The 18,848-nt window shown below is 72.8% G+C and carries 17 protein-coding genes and 1 riboswitch; of the genes, 12 read left to right on the forward strand and 5 right to left on the reverse strand.

What is annotated here, in order from left to right; all coding sequences use genetic code 11:
* Nucleotides 1-58: 58 nt before the first annotated feature.
* Together trpD and AB0E88_RS21530 are read left to right on the forward strand one after the other, a co-directional pair.
* Nucleotides 59-1,123 (forward strand): anthranilate phosphoribosyltransferase, encoded by a 1,065-nt coding sequence (gene trpD, locus AB0E88_RS21525; protein WP_361632670.1) that lies wholly within the window; start codon nt 59-61, stop codon nt 1,121-1,123.
* Nucleotides 1,124-1,198: 75 nt separating this feature from the next.
* Nucleotides 1,199-1,315: riboswitch (SAM riboswitch) on the forward strand.
* A gap of 139 nt (nt 1,316-1,454) precedes the next feature.
* A complete protein-coding gene (locus AB0E88_RS21530; RefSeq protein WP_361632672.1) occupies nt 1,455-2,816 on the forward strand; it encodes an aminotransferase class V-fold PLP-dependent enzyme in 1,362 nt (453 codons plus the stop codon).
* 36 nt (nt 2,817-2,852) lie between these two features.
* Here the strand turns inward: AB0E88_RS21530 and AB0E88_RS21535 are convergent, their stop codons facing one another.
* Both AB0E88_RS21535 and AB0E88_RS21540 read right to left on the reverse strand, forming a co-directional pair.
* Complete coding sequence (locus AB0E88_RS21535) at nt 2,853-3,134, reverse strand: Lrp/AsnC ligand binding domain-containing protein (protein WP_361632674.1); 282 nt, start codon at nt 3,132-3,134, stop codon at nt 2,853-2,855.
* On the reverse strand, nt 3,131-3,874 hold the full coding sequence (locus AB0E88_RS21540) for a rhomboid family intramembrane serine protease (protein ID WP_361632676.1): 744 nt from the start codon (nt 3,872-3,874) through the stop codon (nt 3,131-3,133). Before AB0E88_RS21540 ends, AB0E88_RS21535 begins: the two co-directional genes overlap by 4 nt.
* Nucleotides 3,875-4,030: 156 nt before the next feature.
* On the opposite strand from AB0E88_RS21540, the gene AB0E88_RS21545 reads away from it, so the two are divergent.
* The 5 genes from AB0E88_RS21545 to AB0E88_RS21565 all read left to right on the forward strand — a co-directional run bounded on the left by AB0E88_RS21545 (nt 4,031) and on the right by AB0E88_RS21565 (nt 9,436).
* A complete protein-coding gene (locus tag AB0E88_RS21545) occupies nt 4,031-4,270 on the forward strand; it encodes a hypothetical protein (protein WP_361632678.1) in 240 nt (79 codons plus the stop codon).
* Between the two features lie 55 nt (nt 4,271-4,325).
* The gene (locus AB0E88_RS21550) at nt 4,326-5,669 is read left to right on the forward strand and encodes an NYN domain-containing protein (protein ID WP_361632680.1); all 1,344 of its coding nucleotides are present in this window, start codon (nt 4,326-4,328) and stop codon (nt 5,667-5,669) included.
* Nucleotides 5,670-5,879: 210 nt separating this feature from the next.
* Entirely contained in the window at nt 5,880-6,914 is a 1,035-nt protein-coding gene (locus AB0E88_RS21555) for an NlpC/P60 family protein (RefSeq protein ID WP_361632841.1), read from the forward strand.
* 273 nt (nt 6,915-7,187) lie between these two features.
* Nucleotides 7,188-8,213 (forward strand): NlpC/P60 family protein, encoded by a 1,026-nt coding sequence (locus AB0E88_RS21560; RefSeq protein ID WP_361632682.1) that lies wholly within the window; start codon nt 7,188-7,190, stop codon nt 8,211-8,213.
* Between the two features lie 56 nt (nt 8,214-8,269).
* Complete coding sequence (locus AB0E88_RS21565; protein ID WP_361632684.1) at nt 8,270-9,436, forward strand: hypothetical protein; 1,167 nt, start codon at nt 8,270-8,272, stop codon at nt 9,434-9,436.
* A 53-nt stretch (nt 9,437-9,489) separates the two neighbouring features.
* Here the strand turns inward: AB0E88_RS21565 and AB0E88_RS21570 are convergent, their stop codons facing one another.
* Entirely contained in the window at nt 9,490-10,020 is a 531-nt protein-coding gene (locus AB0E88_RS21570; RefSeq protein ID WP_361632686.1) for a PadR family transcriptional regulator, read from the reverse strand.
* A gap of 108 nt (nt 10,021-10,128) precedes the next feature.
* Between AB0E88_RS21570 and AB0E88_RS21575 the strand changes: the two genes are divergently transcribed.
* A complete protein-coding gene (locus AB0E88_RS21575; RefSeq protein ID WP_361632688.1) occupies nt 10,129-11,451 on the forward strand; it encodes an MATE family efflux transporter in 1,323 nt (440 codons plus the stop codon).
* Between the two features lie 13 nt (nt 11,452-11,464).
* Here AB0E88_RS21575 and AB0E88_RS21580 read toward each other — a convergent pair whose 3' ends face one another.
* On the reverse strand, nt 11,465-12,709 hold the full coding sequence (locus AB0E88_RS21580) for a glycosyltransferase family 87 protein (protein ID WP_361632690.1): 1,245 nt from the start codon (nt 12,707-12,709) through the stop codon (nt 11,465-11,467).
* Nucleotides 12,710-12,805: 96 nt separating this feature from the next.
* Here AB0E88_RS21580 and AB0E88_RS21585 point away from each other — a divergent pair, with 96 nt between their 5' ends.
* Nucleotides 12,806-13,948 carry a glycosyltransferase family 4 protein gene (locus AB0E88_RS21585; protein WP_361632692.1) on the forward strand — a complete coding sequence of 381 codons (1,143 nt, stop codon included), beginning with the start codon at nt 12,806-12,808 and terminating at the stop codon, nt 13,946-13,948.
* A gap of 123 nt (nt 13,949-14,071) precedes the next feature.
* On the opposite strand, the gene AB0E88_RS21590 is transcribed toward AB0E88_RS21585, so the two are convergent.
* On the reverse strand, nt 14,072-15,868 hold the full coding sequence (locus tag AB0E88_RS21590; RefSeq protein WP_361632694.1) for an AMP-dependent synthetase/ligase: 1,797 nt from the start codon (nt 15,866-15,868) through the stop codon (nt 14,072-14,074).
* A gap of 317 nt (nt 15,869-16,185) precedes the next feature.
* On the opposite strand from AB0E88_RS21590, the gene AB0E88_RS21595 reads away from it, so the two are divergent.
* The 3 genes from AB0E88_RS21595 (at nt 16,186) to AB0E88_RS21605 (ending at nt 18,812) form a co-directional block, all read left to right on the forward strand.
* Nucleotides 16,186-16,983, forward strand: coding sequence for a metallophosphoesterase (locus tag AB0E88_RS21595; protein ID WP_361632696.1), 798 nt, complete (start codon nt 16,186-16,188; stop codon nt 16,981-16,983).
* A gap of 93 nt (nt 16,984-17,076) precedes the next feature.
* On the forward strand, nt 17,077-17,517 hold the full coding sequence (locus tag AB0E88_RS21600; protein WP_361632698.1) for an SRPBCC family protein: 441 nt from the start codon (nt 17,077-17,079) through the stop codon (nt 17,515-17,517).
* Between the two features lie 122 nt (nt 17,518-17,639).
* Nucleotides 17,640-18,812 carry an ArsA-related P-loop ATPase gene (locus AB0E88_RS21605; RefSeq protein WP_361632700.1) on the forward strand — a complete coding sequence of 391 codons (1,173 nt, stop codon included), beginning with the start codon at nt 17,640-17,642 and terminating at the stop codon, nt 18,810-18,812.
* The last annotated feature ends 36 nt before the right edge of the window (nt 18,813-18,848 follow it).

The raw sequence follows: 18,848 nt of genomic DNA on the forward strand, positions 1-18,848 counted from the left end.
GGCGGGGCTGGATAGGGTGGAGGTGTCATTCGATGCGTGAGACGACCAGGAGCGGCTGATGAGCGCTGTGACCCCCGCTGGAGGCGACACCGCGGCGGGCCGTTCCTGGCCCCGTGTGCTGAACGGCCTGCTCGAGGGCCGTGACCAGAGTGCCGAGGACACCGCCTGGGCGATGGACCAGATCATGCTCGGTGAGGCCACCGACGCGCAGATCGCCGGGTTCGCGGTCGCGCTGCGGGCCAAGGGCGAGACGGTCGAGGAGATCACCGGCCTCGTCCGGGCGATGTACGACCACGCCAACGTCATCGAGGTGCCCGGTCCGACCGTCGACATCGTCGGCACCGGCGGCGACGGCGCGAAGACGGTGAACATCTCCACGATGTCCTCGATCGTCGTGGCCGGCACGGGCGCGAAGGTCGTCAAGCACGGCAACCGCGCCGCGTCCTCGGCCTCCGGCGCCTCGGACGTGCTCGAGAAGCTCGGCGTCAATCTCAACCTGCCGCTGCACCGGGTGCCCCAGGTGGCCGAGGAGGCCGGCATCACCTTCTGCTTCGCGGTGAAGTTCCACCCGGCGCTGCGTCATGTGGCCGCCGCGCGAGGCCAGTTGGGCATCCGCACCACCTTCAACGTGCTGGGTCCGCTGACCAACCCGGCGAAGGTGCGGGCGCAGGCCGTCGGTGTCGCCGACGCGAAGATGGCGCCCATCGTGGCCGGCGTCTTCGCCGAGCGCGGCAACTCCTCCCTGGTCTTCCGGGGCGACGACGGCCTGGACGAACTGACGATCACCTCCACGTCCCGGGTCTGGATCGTCCGCGACGGCAAGGTGACCGAGGAGACCTTCGACCCGCGGGAGGTCGGCATCGACCTGGCCCCCGTGGAGGCCCTGCGCGGCGCCGACGCCTCCTACAACGCCGAGGTGGCCCGGCGCCTGCTGGACGGCGAGCAGGGCCCCGTCCGGGACGCCGTCGTGCTCAACTCGGCGGCCGCGCTGGTCGCCCTGGCGCCGACCGACGCCCCCCTGGCCGACCAGATCCGCGCCGGCATGGCGAAGGCCGCCCACTCCATCGACTCCGGCTCCGCCAAGCGCACGCTGGAGCGCTGGGTGGCCGCCAGCAACTCCTAGCGTCCACCGAAACGCGTCCCGCGATCCGGACTCGGGTTGCGGGACGCCGATCACTTCCGTTACGTTCCTTGACCAGGTCATGAGTGACAGTCATGAGGCCCCGGCCGACTGTCCGGCAACCCTCCGTCCGTGGCGGGGTGCCCCGGGTGAAGACCAGGCCGCAGTCAGCAAGGTCTGCGGCAAGCGCGGACCCCTCGCGAACCCAGGGGTCCTGGTCGTCGAGGAGTCTTCCGTGAGCAAGCGAATGCGCTAGGGCCGCAGAGCCCCGCCTCCGCACACCCTCTTTCACTCGTTCCCGCGCCGTCTCGCGCGTCCTCACGGGAGTTCCGCCATGTCTGTCCCCACCGCTGCCTCCGACCGTTCCGTTTGTGCCCCGCTGCCCGTTCTGGGCCGGGATGTCACCGTCCCGCTCGTCACCGGCGGCGAGGTCACCTACGCGGCACTCGACTACGCCGCCAGCGCCCCCGCCCTGCAGCGCGTCTGGGACGACGTGGCCGCGTACGCGCCGTACTACGGCAGCGTGCACCGCGGTGCCGGCTACCTCTCCCAGCTGTCCACGGACCTGTTCGAGAACGCCCGGAAGACGGTCGCGGAGTTCCTCGACTGCCGCGAGGGCGACCAGGTCGTGTTCACCCGCTCCACGACGGACTCGCTCAACCTGCTGGCCCGGGCGATCCCGGCCGACTGCCAGGTCTTCGTCTTCGAGACCGAGCACCACGCCTCGCTGCTGCCCTGGCAGCACGCCGAGGTCACCTACCTCAACGCCCCGCGCACCCCGCAGCAGGCCGTCGAGACCCTGGAGCGCGCCCTCGCCGGCCGAGACCCCCACGGTCCGGCCCTGGTCTGCGTCACCGGCGCCTCCAACGTCACCGGCGAGCTGTGGCCGGTGCGCGAGCTGGCCGCCGCCGCGCACGCCCACGGCGCCCGGATCGTCCTGGACGCCGCCCAGCTCGCCCCGCACCACCCGGTGAGCGTGCGCGACCTCGACGTCGACTGGGTCGCCTTCTCCGGCCACAAGCTGTACGCCCCCTTCGGCTCCGGCGTCCTCGCCGGCCGCGCCGACTGGCTCCGGGCCGCCGACCCCTACCTCGCCGGCGGCGGCGCCAGCCGCAAGGTCGCCCGGCGCGAGGACGGTGGAGTGGACGTGGAGTGGCACGACAGCGCCGCCCGCCACGAGGCCGGCTCCCCGAACGTGATCGGCGTCCACTCCATCGCCTCCGCCTGCAAGGCGCTGACCGAGGCCGGCTGGGACACCCTGGTCGCGCGCGAGCAGCACCTGATCGCCGCGGTCCGCGAGGGCCTGGCGGACGTGCCCGAGGTGAAGATCCTCTCCCTGTTCGGCGACGACGCGCCGCGGGTGGGCGTGATCTCGTTCGTCGTCGAGGGCTGGAACAGCTCGCATTTCGCCGCGGCCCTGTCCGCCGAGTACGGCATCGGCGTCCGCGACGGCCTCTTCTGCGCCCACCCGCTGGTGCGCACCCTGCTCGGCAGCGACCCCCAGACCCAGGGCGAGTGCGGCGCCCCCGAGGCGGCCCCCGGCGAGAAGTCCCTCAACGCCATCCGCGTGAGCTTCGGCGCGGGCACCCCGGACGAGCACGTCGAGCGCTTCGTCACGGCGGTGCGGGAACTGGTCACCCAGGGCGCCCGCTGGACGTACCGGACGGAGGACGGCCGCTGCGTCCCGGCGGTCTGAGGGGACCCGACGCCCGGGGAGGCGGTGTGCGCGCGGTCAGGAGTCCAGACCGATGGCGAACGCCGCCTCCAGGTCGTGCTGGGAGTACGTCCGGAACGCCACGTGCGTGTCCGTGCCCTCCACGCCGGGGATCTTGCTGATCCGTCCCGGGATGACCTCCGCCAGGTCCTCGTGCCGGCGCACCCGCACCATGGCGATCAGGTCGTACGTGCCCGTCACGGAGAAGACCTCGCTCACCGACTCCAGCGAAGCGATCTGCTCGGCGATCTCGGGGATCCGGTCCACGCTGGTCTTGATGAGGACGATCGCGGTGATCACGGCTGGTTCTCTCCCTCGGGGGCCGGAGCAGGGGCGGCTTTCACTCTAGTGGTACGGCGGAAGAGGGCCCACGCGACCAGGAAGCCCAGCCCGAACCCGATCAGATGCGCCAGGTACGCCACCCCCGGCCCCTCGGTCGCCCGCCCCGCCGCCAGCCACTGCAGCGCCGCCCAGAACGGCAGGACGACCCACGCCGGGAAGCGCAGCGGCACGAAGAACAGGAACGGCAGGAGACTGGTCACCCGGGCGCGGGGAAAGAGGGAGAGAAACGCGCCGAGGACCGCAGAGATCGCCCCCGAGGCGCCGACCAGCGACTGCTCGGATGCGGCGTGTGCGGCGGCGTATCCCAGCAGGGCCAGGCAGCCGCAGCCGACGTAGAAGACGACGAACCGGCCGCGGCCCATCCGTTCCTCGGTCATCGCTCCGAAGACGTAGAGGAAGAGCATGTTGCCGAGCAGATGCACCCAGCTGCCGTGCACGAACAGGGCGGTCACGGGTGTCAGGACCGCTCGCGGGGAGCCCTGGAGGAGTTCGGCCGGGACCACGCCCCAGCGCCGGAAATACGCCCGCTGGGCGGTGAGCAGCTCGTCACCGTGGCCGTAGACGGGGTTGACGCCCGCCGCCGGCCCCAGCAGGAAGATCAGGCAGCACACGGCGATCAGTCCGTACGTCACCGGGGCCGAGGTGCGCCGGAGGGTCCTGGCCGCCTTGCCGGCCGCGGTCGTCCAGTTGCCGATCATGTCTACAGAGCATGACGTAACGGGATGCATCGGACGAGGCCGCCTCGCCGCCGTGGACGGACCAGCGGCGAGTCACCGCCAGGCCGTAGGGTTACGAGCCACACGCACCGGGGAGCCCGGTGCGTCACGGACACTGGAAGAAAGCGAACAGTCACGATGACGGTTCCCCTGCCGACCGCCACGACGCGGTGGCGCTGCACGCTCTGCGGCAACCTCACCCGCTTCGACGTGACCCGCTCGTCGAAGGTCGTCGAGTACGTGCACCTCGATCTCGCGGGCGAGCCCAAGGTCGAGGAGCGCGAGGTGCTCAGTGAGACCATCGAGTCGGTGCGCTGCCGCTGGTGCAACGCCGTGGACCAGGTGGAGCTCGTGGACCGGCCCGCGGCCGAGGCCTGAGCGCAGCGCCCCGCACGGCCGACAGGGAACCGTACGACAGGTACAGGAGTGACGGATGGTGGAGACCACAGGCGGGGGGCCGGGCGACGGCGCCGCTGAGGTGCTCGACCGTCCGCTGCCCGACGGCGTGCGCCGCAGAGTCGTCCAGATCGTCGCGGACGGCTTCGGCGGACTGACCGTCGGCGAACTGCCCGCGCAGCTTCGGCAGTACGCGCGGTTCGCGCCGAACCGGCGGGCCAAGTTCGCCGGGAACGCGATGGCGGCCGCGCTGGAGACCGATCCGCTGTTCCGGCAGCGGATCGGCGAGAAGTTCAGAGAGGCGCAGCCGGAGCTGGCCGGCGCCCTGGACTCCGGCTCGCCGCCCCCGGCCGCGGACCCGCTCGACGTGGCGGCCGCGGCCTATGTGCTGCGGCCGGCGGCCTGGGTCAAGCTGGTCACGGCGGCCGGCGAGGAGGCGCAGCGCGCCCACGCCGAGCGCGTCGACGAGGAGAGCCGCGCCGAGCTGGAGCGGCTGCGCGAGCTGCTCGCGCAGACGAAGGAGCACACCCGGGCCGAGACCGATCGGCTGCGCGCGGAGCTGGACCAGGCCAGGAAGGAAGCGGAATCGCTTCACCGCAAGCTGCGTGCCGCCCTCAGCGACGTCAAGCGCGGTGAGGCGGCCGTGCGCAAGGTGCAGGCCGAGATGGAGGCCGTACGCGCCGAGACGCAGGCGCAGGTGTCCTCGGCGGAGAGCGAGTCACGGCGCCTCAAGGCGCGCCTGGGCGAGGCGGAGGCCGCCCTGGAGGCGACCCGCCGCGCGGCACGCGAGGGGCGCAGCGTGGAGGACATGCGCGTCCGGCTGCTGCTGGACACCCTGCTGGACGCCACCCAGGGGCTGCGGCGTGAACTCGCCCTGCCGCCGGTTTCCGTGCGCCCGGCCGAGACCGTGGACGCCGTCGAGCCGGGGCGGATGACGCCGAAGGACATCGCGGCGCGCGCCCTGTCGGAGAACGACCCGGCGATCCTCGACCAGTTGCTCGCGCTGCCGCAGGCACATCTGGTCGTCGACGGCTACAACGTCACCAAGACCGGCTATCCCCAGATGCCGCTGGAGAAGCAGCGCCTGAGGCTCCTCGGGCAGCTGTCCGCGCTCGCCGCGCAGACCGGCGCCGAGGTCACCTGTGTCTTCGACGGGGCCGAGCTGGTGGCGCCGGTGCTGCTGGCGCCGCCGCGCGGGGTGCGGGTGCTGTTCTCCAAGCCGGGCGTGACGGCGGACGAGCTGATCCGCCAGCTGGTGCGGGCCGAGCCGCCCGGCCGTCCGGTCATCGTCGCCTCCACCGACCGGGAGGTGGCCGACGGCGTCGCACGCGCCGGTGCCCGGCCCGTGGCTTCTGCGGTACTCCTCAAGCGACTGTCCTAGAAGGTGAACGCACGGCCCCAATGCCCGAATTGAGGCTCGTCGCGCTCCACGCACGGTCAATCCGGTGTCACCCCTGGTGAGTTGTGTGCAAAGAATGCATGGCGGGGCTGGATTTTTTGCTGTGAGGATTTGAATGATCACAAGAAGGTCACTAGGGTCTGCCATCGAACCTCCGAACGGGTGATCACTCACAAGAAGGAGTTCGCCTCCGTGGCGTCCCACCGTCGACCCAAGCAGCCGAGCCGTGCACGTGTGACCGTGCTGACCACCGCAGCCGCCGCTGCCGTCGCCATCAGCGCGCAGGCGGCCAGCGCCGCGCCGAGCGAGAAGCCGAGCAAGGACGAGGTCAAGGCCAAGGTCGACAAGCTCTACGAGGAGGCCGAGCAGGCCACCGAGAAGTACAACGGCGCCAAGGAGAAGCAGGAGAAGCTCCAGAAGGACATCTCCACCATCCAGGACAACGTGGCGCGCGGCCAGGAGGAACTCAACGAACTGCGGGACGGCATAGGCCAGGCGGCCGCCGCCCAGTACCGCAGCGGCAGCATCGACTCCTCCGTCCAGCTGTTCCTCTCCGCCGACCCGGACGACTACCTCGACAAGGCCTCCACGCTCGACCAGTTGAGCGGCCAGCAGGTCGAGGCGCTGAAGAAGATCCAGGAGAAGCAGCGCCAGCTCGCCCAGGAGCGTTCCGAGGCCGCCGCGAAGCTCAAGGACCTCTCCGCCACCCGCACCGAGCTGGGCAAGAAGAAGAAGGAAGTCCAGGGCAAGCTCGCCGAGGCGCAGAAGCTGCTCAACTCCCTGAGCGCCGCAGAGAAGGCCGCGATGGCCGCCGAGGACGCCCGCGCCAGCCGCTCCGCGAGCAGCCGCGTCGACCTCGGCAACTCCAAGGCCGCCTCCGGCCGCGCCGCCGCCGCGTTCTCGGCCGCCCAGTCCAGGCTCGGTTCCCCGTACGTCTACGGCGCCACCGGCCCCTCCTCCTTCGACTGCTCGGGCCTGACCTCCTGGGCCTACGCCCAGGCCGGGGTCTCCATCCCCCGCACCTCCCAGGCCCAGGCCAACGCCGGCACGCGCATCTACTCCATGAGCGACCTCCAGGTCGGCGACCTGGTGCTCTTCTACGGCGACCTGCACCACGTGGGCCTGTACGCGGGCAACGGCCAGGTGCTCCACGCCCCGCGCACCGGCACCGTCGTGCGGTACGAGTCGATCAACAACATGCCGTTCCAGTTCGGCGTGCGGATCTGACCCTCGTCGAGCGCGCCGGGACACCCCGGAGTCGACAAGATCAACACGTCGTGCCGCCCGAACGGGCGAATCCTGGCGACGGGAAATGACCCCACGCCCCGCCGATGACCTGCGTCAGCGGCGGGGCGTCACCGTGTGTGGCCGCGGCGGTCTTTGGCCGCCGGCCCGTGGCGGGGCTACTGTCTGCCGCGTTTCCCCGGCCTTCGCCGTTCACGGTGTTCCCGGTGCCGTGGGGAGCAGTCCTGTTCCCCAGTGGAAGGAGCGCGGCCTCCCGTGGGTTCCCATCGCCGTCGCCTCGCGCACTCCGGGTTCGACCGGGGCGCGTGCGCCGCCCTCAGTGTGCTGTCCGTCGCGGCCGCCGCCCTCGGTGCCGTACCGGCCGGTTCCGCCGTGGCCGCGCCGCAGGGCGATGCCCGGGCCGAGGTCGACCGCCTCTACGAGGAGGCCGAGAAGGCCACCGAGGCGTACAACAAGGCCGACGAGCGGACCGACACGCTGCGCCGTCAGGTGGGCGACAGCCAGGATCTGATCGCCCGTCAGCAGGAGAAGGTCAACGAACTGCGGGAGACGCTGGGTTCGCTGGCCGGCGCCCAGTACCGCTCCGGCGGCATGGACCCGGCCGTGGCGCTGCTGTTCTCCGCCGACCCGGACGACTACCTGGACAAGGCCTCCGTGCTCGACCGGATCACCGCCCACCAGGCGGGCCAGCTGCACGAACTGCAGGGCGCCCTGCGCGAACTCGCCCAGGAACGCGCCGAAGCGACCCGGCAGCTGGCCGAACTCGAGCGCAGCCGCGCGGCCGTCGCCCGGCACAAGAAGACGGTCGAGCACAAGCTCGCCAAGGCGCGCCAGTTGCTCAACTCCCTGCCGGACGCGGAACGCGCCGCCTACGAGCGCACCTCGCGCTCCGGCCGCACCGATCTGCCCGACCCCGTCGGCGCCGTGCCGGCCTCCGGGCGGGCCGCCGCCGCGGTCGCCGCCGCCCGCGCCGCTCTCGGCAGGCCCTACGTGTGGGGCGCCAACGGCCCCACCGGGTTCGACTGCTCGGGTCTGATGCAGTGGGCGTACGCCCGGGCCGGGGTGCACCTGCCGCGCACCTCGCAGGAACAGCGCTTCGCCGGCCGGCAGGTACCGCTCTCCCAGGCCCGCCCCGGCGACCTGGTCGTCTACCGCTCCGACGCCAGCCACGTCGGGATGTACGTAGGCAACGGCCGCGTCATCCACGCCCCCTACCCGGGCGCCCCGGTGCGCTACGACCCGGTCGGCATGATGCCGATCTCGTCGGTGACCAGGGTCTGACCGGGCCCTGTCCCCGTACCCTCGGGAAGGTGGCTGGTCGAGGGCGTGCGTCGGGGATGTCGGTTCTCGTCTCGGTGTGCCTGCTGCTCGCCTCCCTCGTGGGGTGCGGAGCCCGGCTCGGCGCCGGCGGTGTGCAGGCGGACGTGCAGCGTCTGCTCGACCGGCGGGCGCAGGCGGTGCTGGACCACGACGCGCAGACCTATGGCAGCACGGGGACGCGGGCCGGGTTCGCCGAGGTGGGCGCGGTGCCGCTCGCCTCGTGGGCGTACCGGGTCACCGGGGTGCGCCGCAGCGGCAACACCGCGACCGCGGACGCCGAGCTGCGCTACCGGGTGCGCGGGTACGACCAGGCGCCGGTGACGGCGGGGCGCACGCTCACGCTCACCCGTTCCCCGGACGGCCGCTGGTCGGTCACCGCCGACCGGCCCGCGCCGAAGTCGGCCGACCAGCTCTGGGACCAGGGCGCGGTACGGGTCGTGCGCGGGCAGCACAGCCTCGTGCTCGGTGTCGGCCAGTCCGACGGGCAGCTGCGCGCCTACGCCTCGCTCGCCGACCGGGCGGTGCCCGCGGTGACCGACGCCTGGGGGACGAACTGGCCCGGCCGGGTGGTGGTGCTGGTGCCCAGGTCGCTGGACGGGATGGCACGGCTGCTCGGCTCTCCCGCCTCCTCCTACCGCGGCATCGCCGCCGTCACCACCGGCGAGACCGGGGCGCCGGCCAAGGCGGCCGCCGACCGGGTCATCGTCAACCCCGACGCCTACGGCATGCTCGGCTCGCTCGGCCGGCAGGTGGTCCTCACGCACGAGACCACGCATGTCGCCACCCGGCGCGCCACCGACGCCGCGACGCCGCTGTGGCTGTCGGAGGGGTACGCCGACTGGGTCGGCTACCGGGGCAGCGGACGCACCGCCGCGCAGGCCGCGCCGGAACTCCAGCGGGCCGTGACCGACGGCGAGGTGCCGACCGCGCTGCCGAGCGATCAGGACTTCGGCTTCGCCGGGGACGCCGGGCGGCTGGCGCGGGCGTACGAGAGCGGCTGGCTGGCCTGCCGGATGATCGCCGAGCGGTGGGGTGAGGCCCGGCTGCGCGCGTTCTACCGCGCGGTGGGCGAGCACCGGGAGCGGGCCGGGGCGGTGGAGGACGCGATGCGGACGACGCTCGGCGTGAGTCTGCCGGACTTCACCGCAAAGTGGCGGGACTATCTGCGGGTCCAGCTGGGCTGAGGGCGGCGCCCGCGGCAGCAAGGCCCGCCGGGCTGTGGCGGCAGGCCGGACGGTCAGCCGGACTTCTCCAGCAGCCCGATCGCCTCCCGCAGCCAGGCCCGCTCCGCCTCGCCGGTCGCCCGGGCCACCCGCAGCATGCCCTCGCGGAACAGATCGCCGGCCTCCTCCGCGCGCACCGGGCTGCCGTCCCGGTAGAAGAAGCTCGCGGGGGTCTCCAGGAACTCCAGACGGCGGCGCAGAACGGCCGCCTGCTCCCCGCGGTCCGGCAGGTGGCGCAGGAACGCCAGGACCACGTTGAAGCGGACCTGGTCGGTGATCTCCACCTGCTTCGGCCGCCGCAGGCGCTCCAGCAGGTCCGCTCGGCCGGCCCCGGTGAGGGAGAGCACCCGGCGGGGGGCCGCGCTCGCGCCCTCCTCGGTGTGCTGGGCGAGCTTGCCCGCGCCGACCAGGCGGGTGATCGCCGGGTACAGCGCGCCGTCGCTCACCGGGCGGACATGGCCCTGGAGGCCCTTGATGCGCTCCTTCAGTTCGTAGCCGTGCAACGGCTCCTCGGCGAGGAAGCCCAGGATCGACAGCTCCAGCACGAGTCCTCCTTGCGGGGGGTCTTCCCGTCATGGTACCTCTGGTCGAGCTACCTCGATACGAGGTATGTATGTGGTCCGCGGTACTCAGCCGCTGCCGAGGGGGACGTCATGGACGCGCATCGCAGGCAACTGATCGCACTCGCTCACCCGGTCTACTTCTCCCTGCTGGCCTCCGTCGCCGCCGGGATCATCAACACCGTCTGGGTCTCCCGGCTCGGCGGCCCCGCCGTGGCCGCCGTGGCCGTGGCCACCAACACGGAGAACGTGCTGCTCGGAGTGGCCCTCGTCTTCGCCTCCGGCACGACCGTGCTCGTCGCGCACGCCCGAGGGGCGCGGGATCCGGGGGCGGTGCGCTCGGCCGTACGGGGCGGGTGGGCGCTGTTCGGGGTCGTCACCCCGGTCGTCGTGGCGGGCGGGTTCCTGCTGCGCGAACCGCTGGCCCGGCTCGTGCTCGGCGGCGGGGACACTGCCGCCGTGCGGCCGGCCACGGCCTACTTCGCCGTCTCCCTGCCGGGCGTCGCCGTCTTCTACGCGCAGCAGCTGCTCGACGCCGTCCTCAAGGGCACCGGCGACACCCGCACCCCGATGCGCCTGGCCCTGCTGGCCAACGGCCTGATCCTGGCCGCCGACCCGCTCTTCATCCACCTCTACGGCGTCCGGGGCGCCGCCGCCTCCACCGTCGCGTGCCGCTGCGTCGCCCTCGCCGCGGGATTCCTCGCCCTGCGCCGCAACGCACTGCTGCGCGCGGCCGCAGCGGCGCAGGCCGCCGAACCGGTCCCGGCCGCCCTGCGGCGGACCCTGGTGACCGGGCTGCCGATGTCCGCCGACTTCACCGTGCGGCAGACCGGCGCGCTCGTCCTCGTCGCGATCGTGGCACGGATCGGGGTGACGGCGGTGGCCGCCTATGCCATCGCCTACAAGGTCATGTACGTGGCGACCATGGCCTTCTACTCGGTCCGGCAGGCCGCCTCCATCCACACCGCGCACACCCGCGGCGAGGGCCGCGACGCGCGGGGGGCGATCGGCCGGCAGGCCGTGGTGGTCTCCGGGGCCGTGGGGCTCGCCGCGTCCGCGCTGCTCGCCCTCGCGGCCCCCTGGATCATGGCCGCCTTCGGCGCCGGGCCCGCGGTGGCCCACGACGGGGTGCTCTTCCTGCGCTGCGTCGGCCCCTACCTGCTGCTGATGGCCTGCTTCATCGCGCTGGGCGGGGTCTTCGAAGGCAGCGGCGGAGCGCCCGCTCTGCTGCGGGTCACCCTCGCCGGTACGGCCGTCCAGCTGCCGCTCGCCCTGGCGCTGGCCGGGCTCGGACTGCCCGGGGTGTGCCTGGCGCTCGCCCTGGCGATGGCCGTTCAGTGCGCGGCGGTGGCGCTGCTGCTCAGGCGCTCCCCGGCGCCGGAGGAGGAGAAGGTCTCCCTGGTGCGGGCCGTCTGAGGGCCGGTCCGCCTCAGGAGACCACCGGCGTCCTGTCGGGGTCGGCGGTGCGGGCGGGCAGGGTCCGGCGCGGTGCCGGTGGCACCGTCGAACGCCACAGCACGACGGCGGCGGTGACGGTGGCGGCGACCAGCAGGCCGTTGCGGGCGAACAGCAGCGTCATGCCCAGGTTGTCGCTCGCGACCACATTGCCGAAGTGGACCGGGAACTCCAGCACCGTGAACAGCGTCGCCGCCAGCACGAGCGCCGCCGGCCACCGCATCCGGGTCGAGCGGAAGCACAGGCACACGGCCGCCAGACCGACCAGCCACACCAGGTACTGCGGGCTGATCACCCGGCTCGTCGTGGTGAACAGCAGCACCGCGGTGAACGCGGCGTCCGCCAGGGAGTGCGGCGAGAACTCCGAGGCCAGCACCCGCCACAGCAGCAGCCAGGCGAACACGGCCCCGGTCAGCGCCAGCGCCGCGGTGCTGACGACCTGGACGTACGGGCCGAGGAATTCCACCGAGCCGTAGTTCAGCAGCACCTGCCCGTTCCAGCCGAAGTGCCGGGCCACATGGAAGACCATCGACCCGAGGGACTCCACCTCGGTGCCCCGGTCCCGCTGGGCGGTGAGGAAGGCGAAGGCGCCGGGCATCCAGAGCGCGAAACCGGCCGCCAGCACCGCGGCGGTCACCGCGGCCGACGTCCAGGCCCGTCGCCGGGCCGCGCCCCACGCGCCGACCAGCAGCAGCGCCGGCCACACCTTCAGCATCGCCCCGAAGGCGGCCAGCGCCCCCATCAGCCGCGGCCGGCGCACCCCGGCGAGCAGCGCGGCCACGGCCACCGCGGTCACCATCACGTCGTAACGGGCGTACACCGTCGGGCCGAGCAGCGGGACGCCGACCGCCCACATCCAGGGACCCCACAGGCACTTGCCGGGGCGCAGGCCCGCGTACACGAGCAGCGCGAACGCCACCAGGTCGGCGAGGAAGGCGAGGACGAAGAAGGCGTGCGCGAAGCCGAGGAAGGGCAGCGCGGCGGGGGAGAGGATCGCCAGCGCGGCCGCGGGCGGGTACTGCCAGGTGACGTCCTGCTGAGGGAACGTTCCGCCGCGCAGGACGTCGTACCAGCCCTGGTAGATCACCCACACGTCGCTGGTGACGTCCGGGCCGGGGAAGACGTACACCCGGAAGACGAACAGGAGCAGCAGCAGCCGGGTCACCGCCCACACGGCGAGCAGTCCGGTCAGGGACCACCTGGTGGCCGTCGTCTTCACGTGATCCCCGTCCGTTCGAATACCTGCCTGAAGGACATGATGGCGTGCCCGGCTGTGTGCCTGCCACATTCGGCGGCTCTTGTAAGGTCGGCGGCGATGCACAAGACCCTGATCGTGACGAACGACTTCCCGCCCCGGCCGGGCGGCATCCAGGCCTTCCTGCACAACATGGCCCTCCGGCTGGATCCCGAGCGGGTCGTCGTCTACGCCTCCACCTGGAAGCGCGGCCGGGAAGGCGCCGAGGCGACCGCGGCCTTCGACGCCGAACAGCCCTTCACCGTCGTACGCGACGCGACGACGATGCTGCTGCCGACCCCCCGGGTGACCCGGCGCGCGGTGGGACTGCTGCGCGAGCACGGGTGCACGTCGGTGTGGTTCGGGGCGGCCGCGCCGCTCGGGCTGATGGCACCGGCGCTGCGCAGGGCGGGGGCGCGGCGGCTGGTCGCCACCACCCACGGGCACGAGGCCGGCTGGGCCCAGCTGCCCGCGGCACGGCAGCTGCTGCGCCGGATCGGCGAGGGCACCGACACGATCACCTACCTCGGCGAGTACACGCGCTCGCGGATCGCCGGTGCGCTGACCTCCGAGGCGGCCGCGCGGATGGTGCAACTGCCGCCCGGGGTCGACGAGAAGACCTTCCATCCCGGGTCCGGAGGCGACCGGGTGCGCGCCCGGCTCGGGCTCACCGACCGGCCCGTCGTCGTGTGCGTCTCCCGGCTGGTGCCGCGCAAGGGGCAGGACACGCTGATCCGGGCGATGCCGCGCGTCCTGGCCGCCGAGCCGGACGCCGTGCTGCTGATCGTCGGCGGCGGACCGTACGAGAAGGACCTGCGCCGCCTCGCCGCCGAGACCGGTGTCGCCGCCTCGGTGCGCTTCACCGGCGCCGTGCCCTGGTCGGACCTGCCGGCCCACTTCGGTGCCGGGGACGTCTTCGCCATGCCGTGCCGGACGCGGCGCGGCGGGCTCGACGTCGAGGGCCTCGGGATCGTCTACCTGGAGGCCTCCGCGACCGGACTGCCCGTCGTCGCGGGCGACTCCGGCGGGGCGCCCGACGCGGTCCTCGACGGCGAGACCGGCTGGGTCGTGCGCGGCGGCTCCCCCGAGGAGGCCGCCGAGCGGATCGTCACCCTGCTCGGCGACGCGGAGCTGCGCCGCCGAATGGGGGAGCGGGGCCGGCAGTGGGTCGAGGAGAAGTGGCGCTGGGACCTGCTGGCGGAGAACCTGAAAGCGCTGCTGTAGGACGACGCGCCCCGAAGGGGCGCGGGGCCGATCCGATGCGCGGCTGCGCCGCGCGGGCGTGACCGGCCACCGACGACGACCGGTGGCCGCCGGCGCACGGAGCCCGGCACCCCCGAAGGCGCCCTACTTCGCGTAGATGGCCTCGATCTCGTCCGCGTAGTCCTTCGCCACCACGTTCCGCTTCAGCTTCAGCGACGGGGTCAGATGGCCCGACTCCTCGGTGAACTGGTGGGAGAGGATGCGGAACTTGCGCACCGACTCGGCCTTCGACACCGCCGCGTTGCCGTCGTCGACCGCCGACTGGATCGCCGCCAGCAGGTCCGCGTCGTCCCGCAGCGACGCCACCGTGGCGCCGGCCGGCTTGCCGTGCTCCGCCGCCCAGCGGCCGAGGAACTCCTCGTCGATGGTGACCAGCGCGCCGACGAACGGCCGTCCGTCGCCCACCACCATGCACTCCGCGACCAGCGCGTGCGCCCGGATCCGGTCCTCGATCACGGCCGGCGCCACGTTCTTGCCGCCCGCCGTGACGATGATCTCCTTCTTCCGGCCGGTGATGCGCAGGTAGCCGTCCTCGTCGAGGGTGCCGATGTCCCCGGTGTGGAACCAGCCGTCGGCCAGCGCCTCGCCGGTCGCGCCCGGGTTGTTCCAGTACTCCTTGAACAGGTGCTCGCCGTGCAGCAGCACCTCGCCGTCGTCGGCGATGCGGACCACCGAGCCGGGCAGCGGCTGGCCGACCGTGCCGATCTTCTGCCGGTCCCACGGGTTGAACGCCGTCGCCGCGCAGGACTCGGTCAGGCCGTAGCCCTCCAGCACCGTGAAGCCGATGCCCCGGAAGAAGTGGCCGAGCCGCTCGCCGAGGGGGGCGCCGCCCGAGATGGCGTACTCGCCCCGGCCGCCGAGCACCGCGCGCAGCTTGCTGTAGACCAGCCGGTCGAAGACCTTGTGCTTGACCTTCAGGCCGAACGACGGGCCGGAGGCGCTGTCCAGCGCCTTGCTGTAGGCGATCGCGGTGTCCGCGGCCTTGTCGAAGATCGCGCCCTTGCCGTCGGCCTGCGCCTTGGCGCGCGCCGAGTTGTACACCTTCTCGAACACCCGCGGCACGCCGAGGATCAGCGTCGGGCGGAAGGCGGCCAGCTCGTCGGTGAGGTTCTTGATGTCCGGGACACAGCCCAGCTTGATCGGCGCCATCATCGGCGCGACCTGCACCAGCCGGCCGAAGACGTGGGCGAGCGGGAGGAACAGCAGCACCGAGCACTCGCCGGTACGGAACAGCGGGCGCAGCCGCTCGACGACGTTGCCGCACTCGGCGAAGAAGCTGCGGTGGGTGAGCACGCAGCCCTTGGGGCGGCCGGTGGTGCCGGAGGTGTAGACGATCGTCGCCGGGTCGTCGGCCTTGGCGAGCGAGCCGCGCTCCTCCACCGTCTCGTCGGAGACGTCCCGGCCGGCCCGGCCCAGCTCCTCCAGCGCACCGGCCTCGATCTGCCAGACGTGCTTGAGCGCGGGAAGGTGCTCGCGCACCGACTCCACGGCGGCGGTGTGGGTGTCCAGCTCGGTGATGCAGGCGGTGGCGCCGGAGTCGGACAGGATCCACTGCACCTGCTCAGGGGAGCTGGTCTCGTACACCGGCACGGTGATCGCGCCCGCGCTCCAGATCGCGAAGTCGAGCAGGGTCCACTCGTAACGGGTGCGGGACATCAGGCCCACCCGGTCGCCCGGCTGCACACCGGAGGCGATCAGGCCCTTGGCGGCGGCGTGGACCTCGGCCAGGAACGCCGTGGCCGTCACGTCCTGCCAGGCCCCTGCGACCTTACGGGCGATGACGGCGACGTCCGGGTGCTGCGCGGCGTTTCTGCGGACGATGTCGGTCAGGTTGCCGTCCGCAGGGACCTCGTACAAAGCCGGAAGGCTGAACTCGCGCAAGACTGCTGCTCCTCATAGGGCGCCGGCGCCACGACGTTGTGTGATGCGACGGTCCGGTCCAAGGCTCGGTCAGGTGCTCGGGAGGACGCCAGGAGGATGGGGAGCCCACTGGTTGAAATCCTGAGCACGACTGGACTGCCCGGACGTTACCCGCCGGTATGGCTTCTTCGACAGGGGGTCCCGGCGAGATGTTCGCTGCGTCACACAGATTGGTGTTCCTTCGCGCACAGTAGTCCACGGCTTTCCTGACTAGCCAGTAACCGCAGGCCGGGCTGCCACTGTTCACAGGTGCATCGCTGCGCCTACGCTTGATCGCCATGTCATCCACACCGGCCCGCGGGCGCAGGACACGTGTTCATGTGGTCAGTGACGTGCACGGCAACGCCCGGGACCTGGCCCGGGCCGGAGACGGCGCCGACGCCCTGGTCTGCCTGGGCGATCTCGTCCTCTTCCTCGACTACGCCGACCACTCCCGCGGCATCTTCCCCGACCTGTTCGGGACCGAGAACGCCGACCGCCTCGTCGCGCTGCGCACCGCCCGCCGCTTCAAGGAGGCCGGCGAGCTCGGCGCCCGGCTCTGGGCGGGCATCGAGGGCGACCGCGCCACGGTGATCGAACAGGCGGTGCGGCGGCAGTACGCGGAGCTGTTCGCGGCGTTCCCCACGCCGACGTACGCCACCTACGGCAACGTCGACATGCCGGCGCTGTGGAAGGAGTACGCCGGCTCCGGCACCACCGTCCTCGACGGCGAGCGCGTCGAGATCGGCGGCTGGACCTTCGGTTTCGTCGGCGGCGGCCTGCGCACGCCGATGCGCACCCCCTACGAGATCTCCGACGAGGAGTACGCCGCGAAGATCGAGGCGGTCGGCGAGGTCGACGTGCTGTGCACGCACATCCCGCCCGAGGTGCCGGAGCTGGTCTACGACACCGTCGCGCGCCGCTTCGAGCGCGGCAGCCGCGCCCTGCTCGACGCGATCCGGCGCACCCGGCCGCGGTACGCGCTGTTCGGGCACGTGCACCAGCCGCTGGTGAAGCGGATGCGGATCGGAGCCACCGAGTGCGTGAACGTCGGGCACTTCGCGGGGACGGGCGAGCCGTGGGCGCTGGAGTGGTGACCGGCGGTGAAGGCGGCTGGTCGCGGGCGCGGTAGCCTTCACAGCGCACCTGTTACCACTCCCAACCGGCCCGCATCTGGAGGAGCCACGGCGATGGCGGAACACACCAGCTCGAGCATCGTGATCGAGGCGGCACCGGCCGACGTCATGGCGGTCATCGCCGACTTCGCCCGCTATCCCGACTGGACCGGTGAGGTGAAGGAGGCGGAGGTCCTCAAGACCGACGAGGCGGGGCGCGCGCAGCAGGTGCGGCTCGTGATGGACGCGGGTGCGATCAAGGACGACCAGACGCTGGCGTACACCTGGACCGGGGGCGACGAGGTCTCCTGGACGCTGGTGAAGTCGCAGATGCTGCGGTCGCTGGACGGCTCGTACCTGCTGAAGCCGGTGGGCACGGGGTCGACGGAGGTCACCTACTCCCTCACCGTGGACGTCAAGATCCCCATGCTCGGCATGATCAAGCGCAAGGCCGAGAAGGTCATCATCGACCGGGCCCTGGCCGGGCTGAAGAAGCGGGTCGAGTCGGGCCAGTAGCGGCGCCCATGCGCCGGGCGCGGCCGGTGGGTGGCTGGTCGCGCGGTTGCCCTCGCTGCCCGGGGCGGGCCGCGGCACCGGCGGCCGCGCGGCCGACGCCGGCTTCGGTACCGTTCACCCTCATGCGCACCCTCTTGATCACCGGTCCCGGTGGCAGCGGCCGTACGACGGTCGCCGCTGCCACCGCACTCGCCGCAGCTCGGGAGGGCACCCGCACCCTCGTCCTCGGTGCCGACCGCACCGACACCCTCGGCGCCGCCCTCGGCACACCCACCGGGGCGACCCCCACCCCGGTCACCGAGCACCTCACCGCCTGGCGCCCCGACGCCACCGCCGGATTCCGCGACGACCTCACCGGCTTCCAGCACCGCGCCGCGAACCTCCTCGACCTGCTCGGCGCCTCCCGCCTGGACGCCGAAGAGGTCACCCCGCTGCCCGGCGCCGAGGAACTCACCCTGCTGCGCGCCCTGCGCGACGCCGCCCTCGCCGAGACCCACGACCTCCTCGTCGTCGACCTTCCGGCCACGCCCGAGGCCCTCGCCCTGCTCTCCCTCCCCGAGGAGCTGCGCCGCTACCTGCGCCGCCTGCTCCCGCCGGAGCGGCAGGCCGCCCGCGCGCTGCGCCCGGTCCTCGGCCGCCTGGCCGGCGTCCCCATGCCGGCCGACTGGCTGTACGACACCGCCGGCCGCTGGGACACCGAGCTGGCGGCGGTCGAGGCCGTCCTCGCCGACCGGAACACCGCCGTACGCCTCGTCGCCGAACCCGGCCCCGGGGGCAGCGACGCGCTGCGCACCGCCACCCTGGGGCTCGCCCTGCGCGCCCTGCCCGTGGAGTCGGCCGTCGCCAACCGCGTCCTGCCGGAGGACGCCGCCGGCCCCTGGCTCGCCGGCCCCCTCGCCCAGCAGCGCAAGGCCCTTCAGGAGTGGCGGGAGACCTACGGCCCGGTCCACGAGGTCGGCCACCTGGGCCGCGACCCGCGCGGCACCGACGACCTCGCCGCCCTCGCCGTGCCCGGCGCCGATCCGGCGCCCGCCCCCGTCGAGTGGCCCCTCACCGACCGCATCGCCGACGACGGCGTCCTCGTCTGGCGCGTCCCCCTGCCCGGCGCCGTACGGGAGGAGCTCGACCTCGTGCGGCGCGGCGACGAACTCGTCGTCACCGCGGGTCCCTTCCGCCGTATCGTCCCGCTGCCCTCGGCCCTGCGCCGCTGCACCGTCGACGGGGCCGCCCTGCGCGAGGGCGAGCTGTGCGTCCGGTTCGCTCCCGACCCCGCGCTGTGGCCCCGCGAGCGGTGAACCGCCTACCGCCGTTCGGGTAACGTCGTAAGGACC

The sequence above is a fragment of the Streptomyces sp. NPDC028635 genome (assembly GCF_040637635.1).
Lineage (GTDB): Bacteria > Actinomycetota > Actinomycetes > Streptomycetales > Streptomycetaceae > Streptomyces.

Coding starts and splice junctions, on each gene's coding strand:
- trpD (WP_361632670.1), top strand. CDS start 59: ATGAGCGCTGTGACCCCCGCTGGAGGCGACACCGCGGCGGGCCGTTCC.
- AB0E88_RS21530 (WP_361632672.1), top strand. CDS start 1,455: ATGTCTGTCCCCACCGCTGCCTCCGACCGTTCCGTTTGTGCCCCGCTG.
- AB0E88_RS21540 (WP_361632676.1), bottom strand. CDS start 3,874: ATGATCGGCAACTGGACGACCGCGGCCGGCAAGGCGGCCAGGACCCTC.
- AB0E88_RS21545 (WP_361632678.1), top strand. CDS start 4,031: ATGACGGTTCCCCTGCCGACCGCCACGACGCGGTGGCGCTGCACGCTC.
- AB0E88_RS21550 (WP_361632680.1), top strand. CDS start 4,326: ATGGTGGAGACCACAGGCGGGGGGCCGGGCGACGGCGCCGCTGAGGTG.
- AB0E88_RS21565 (WP_361632684.1), top strand. CDS start 8,270: ATGTCGGTTCTCGTCTCGGTGTGCCTGCTGCTCGCCTCCCTCGTGGGG.
- AB0E88_RS21575 (WP_361632688.1), top strand. CDS start 10,129: ATGGACGCGCATCGCAGGCAACTGATCGCACTCGCTCACCCGGTCTAC.
- AB0E88_RS21585 (WP_361632692.1), top strand. CDS start 12,806: ATGCACAAGACCCTGATCGTGACGAACGACTTCCCGCCCCGGCCGGGC.
- AB0E88_RS21595 (WP_361632696.1), top strand. CDS start 16,186: ATGTCATCCACACCGGCCCGCGGGCGCAGGACACGTGTTCATGTGGTC.
- AB0E88_RS21600 (WP_361632698.1), top strand. CDS start 17,077: ATGGCGGAACACACCAGCTCGAGCATCGTGATCGAGGCGGCACCGGCC.
- AB0E88_RS21605 (WP_361632700.1), top strand. CDS start 17,640: ATGCGCACCCTCTTGATCACCGGTCCCGGTGGCAGCGGCCGTACGACG.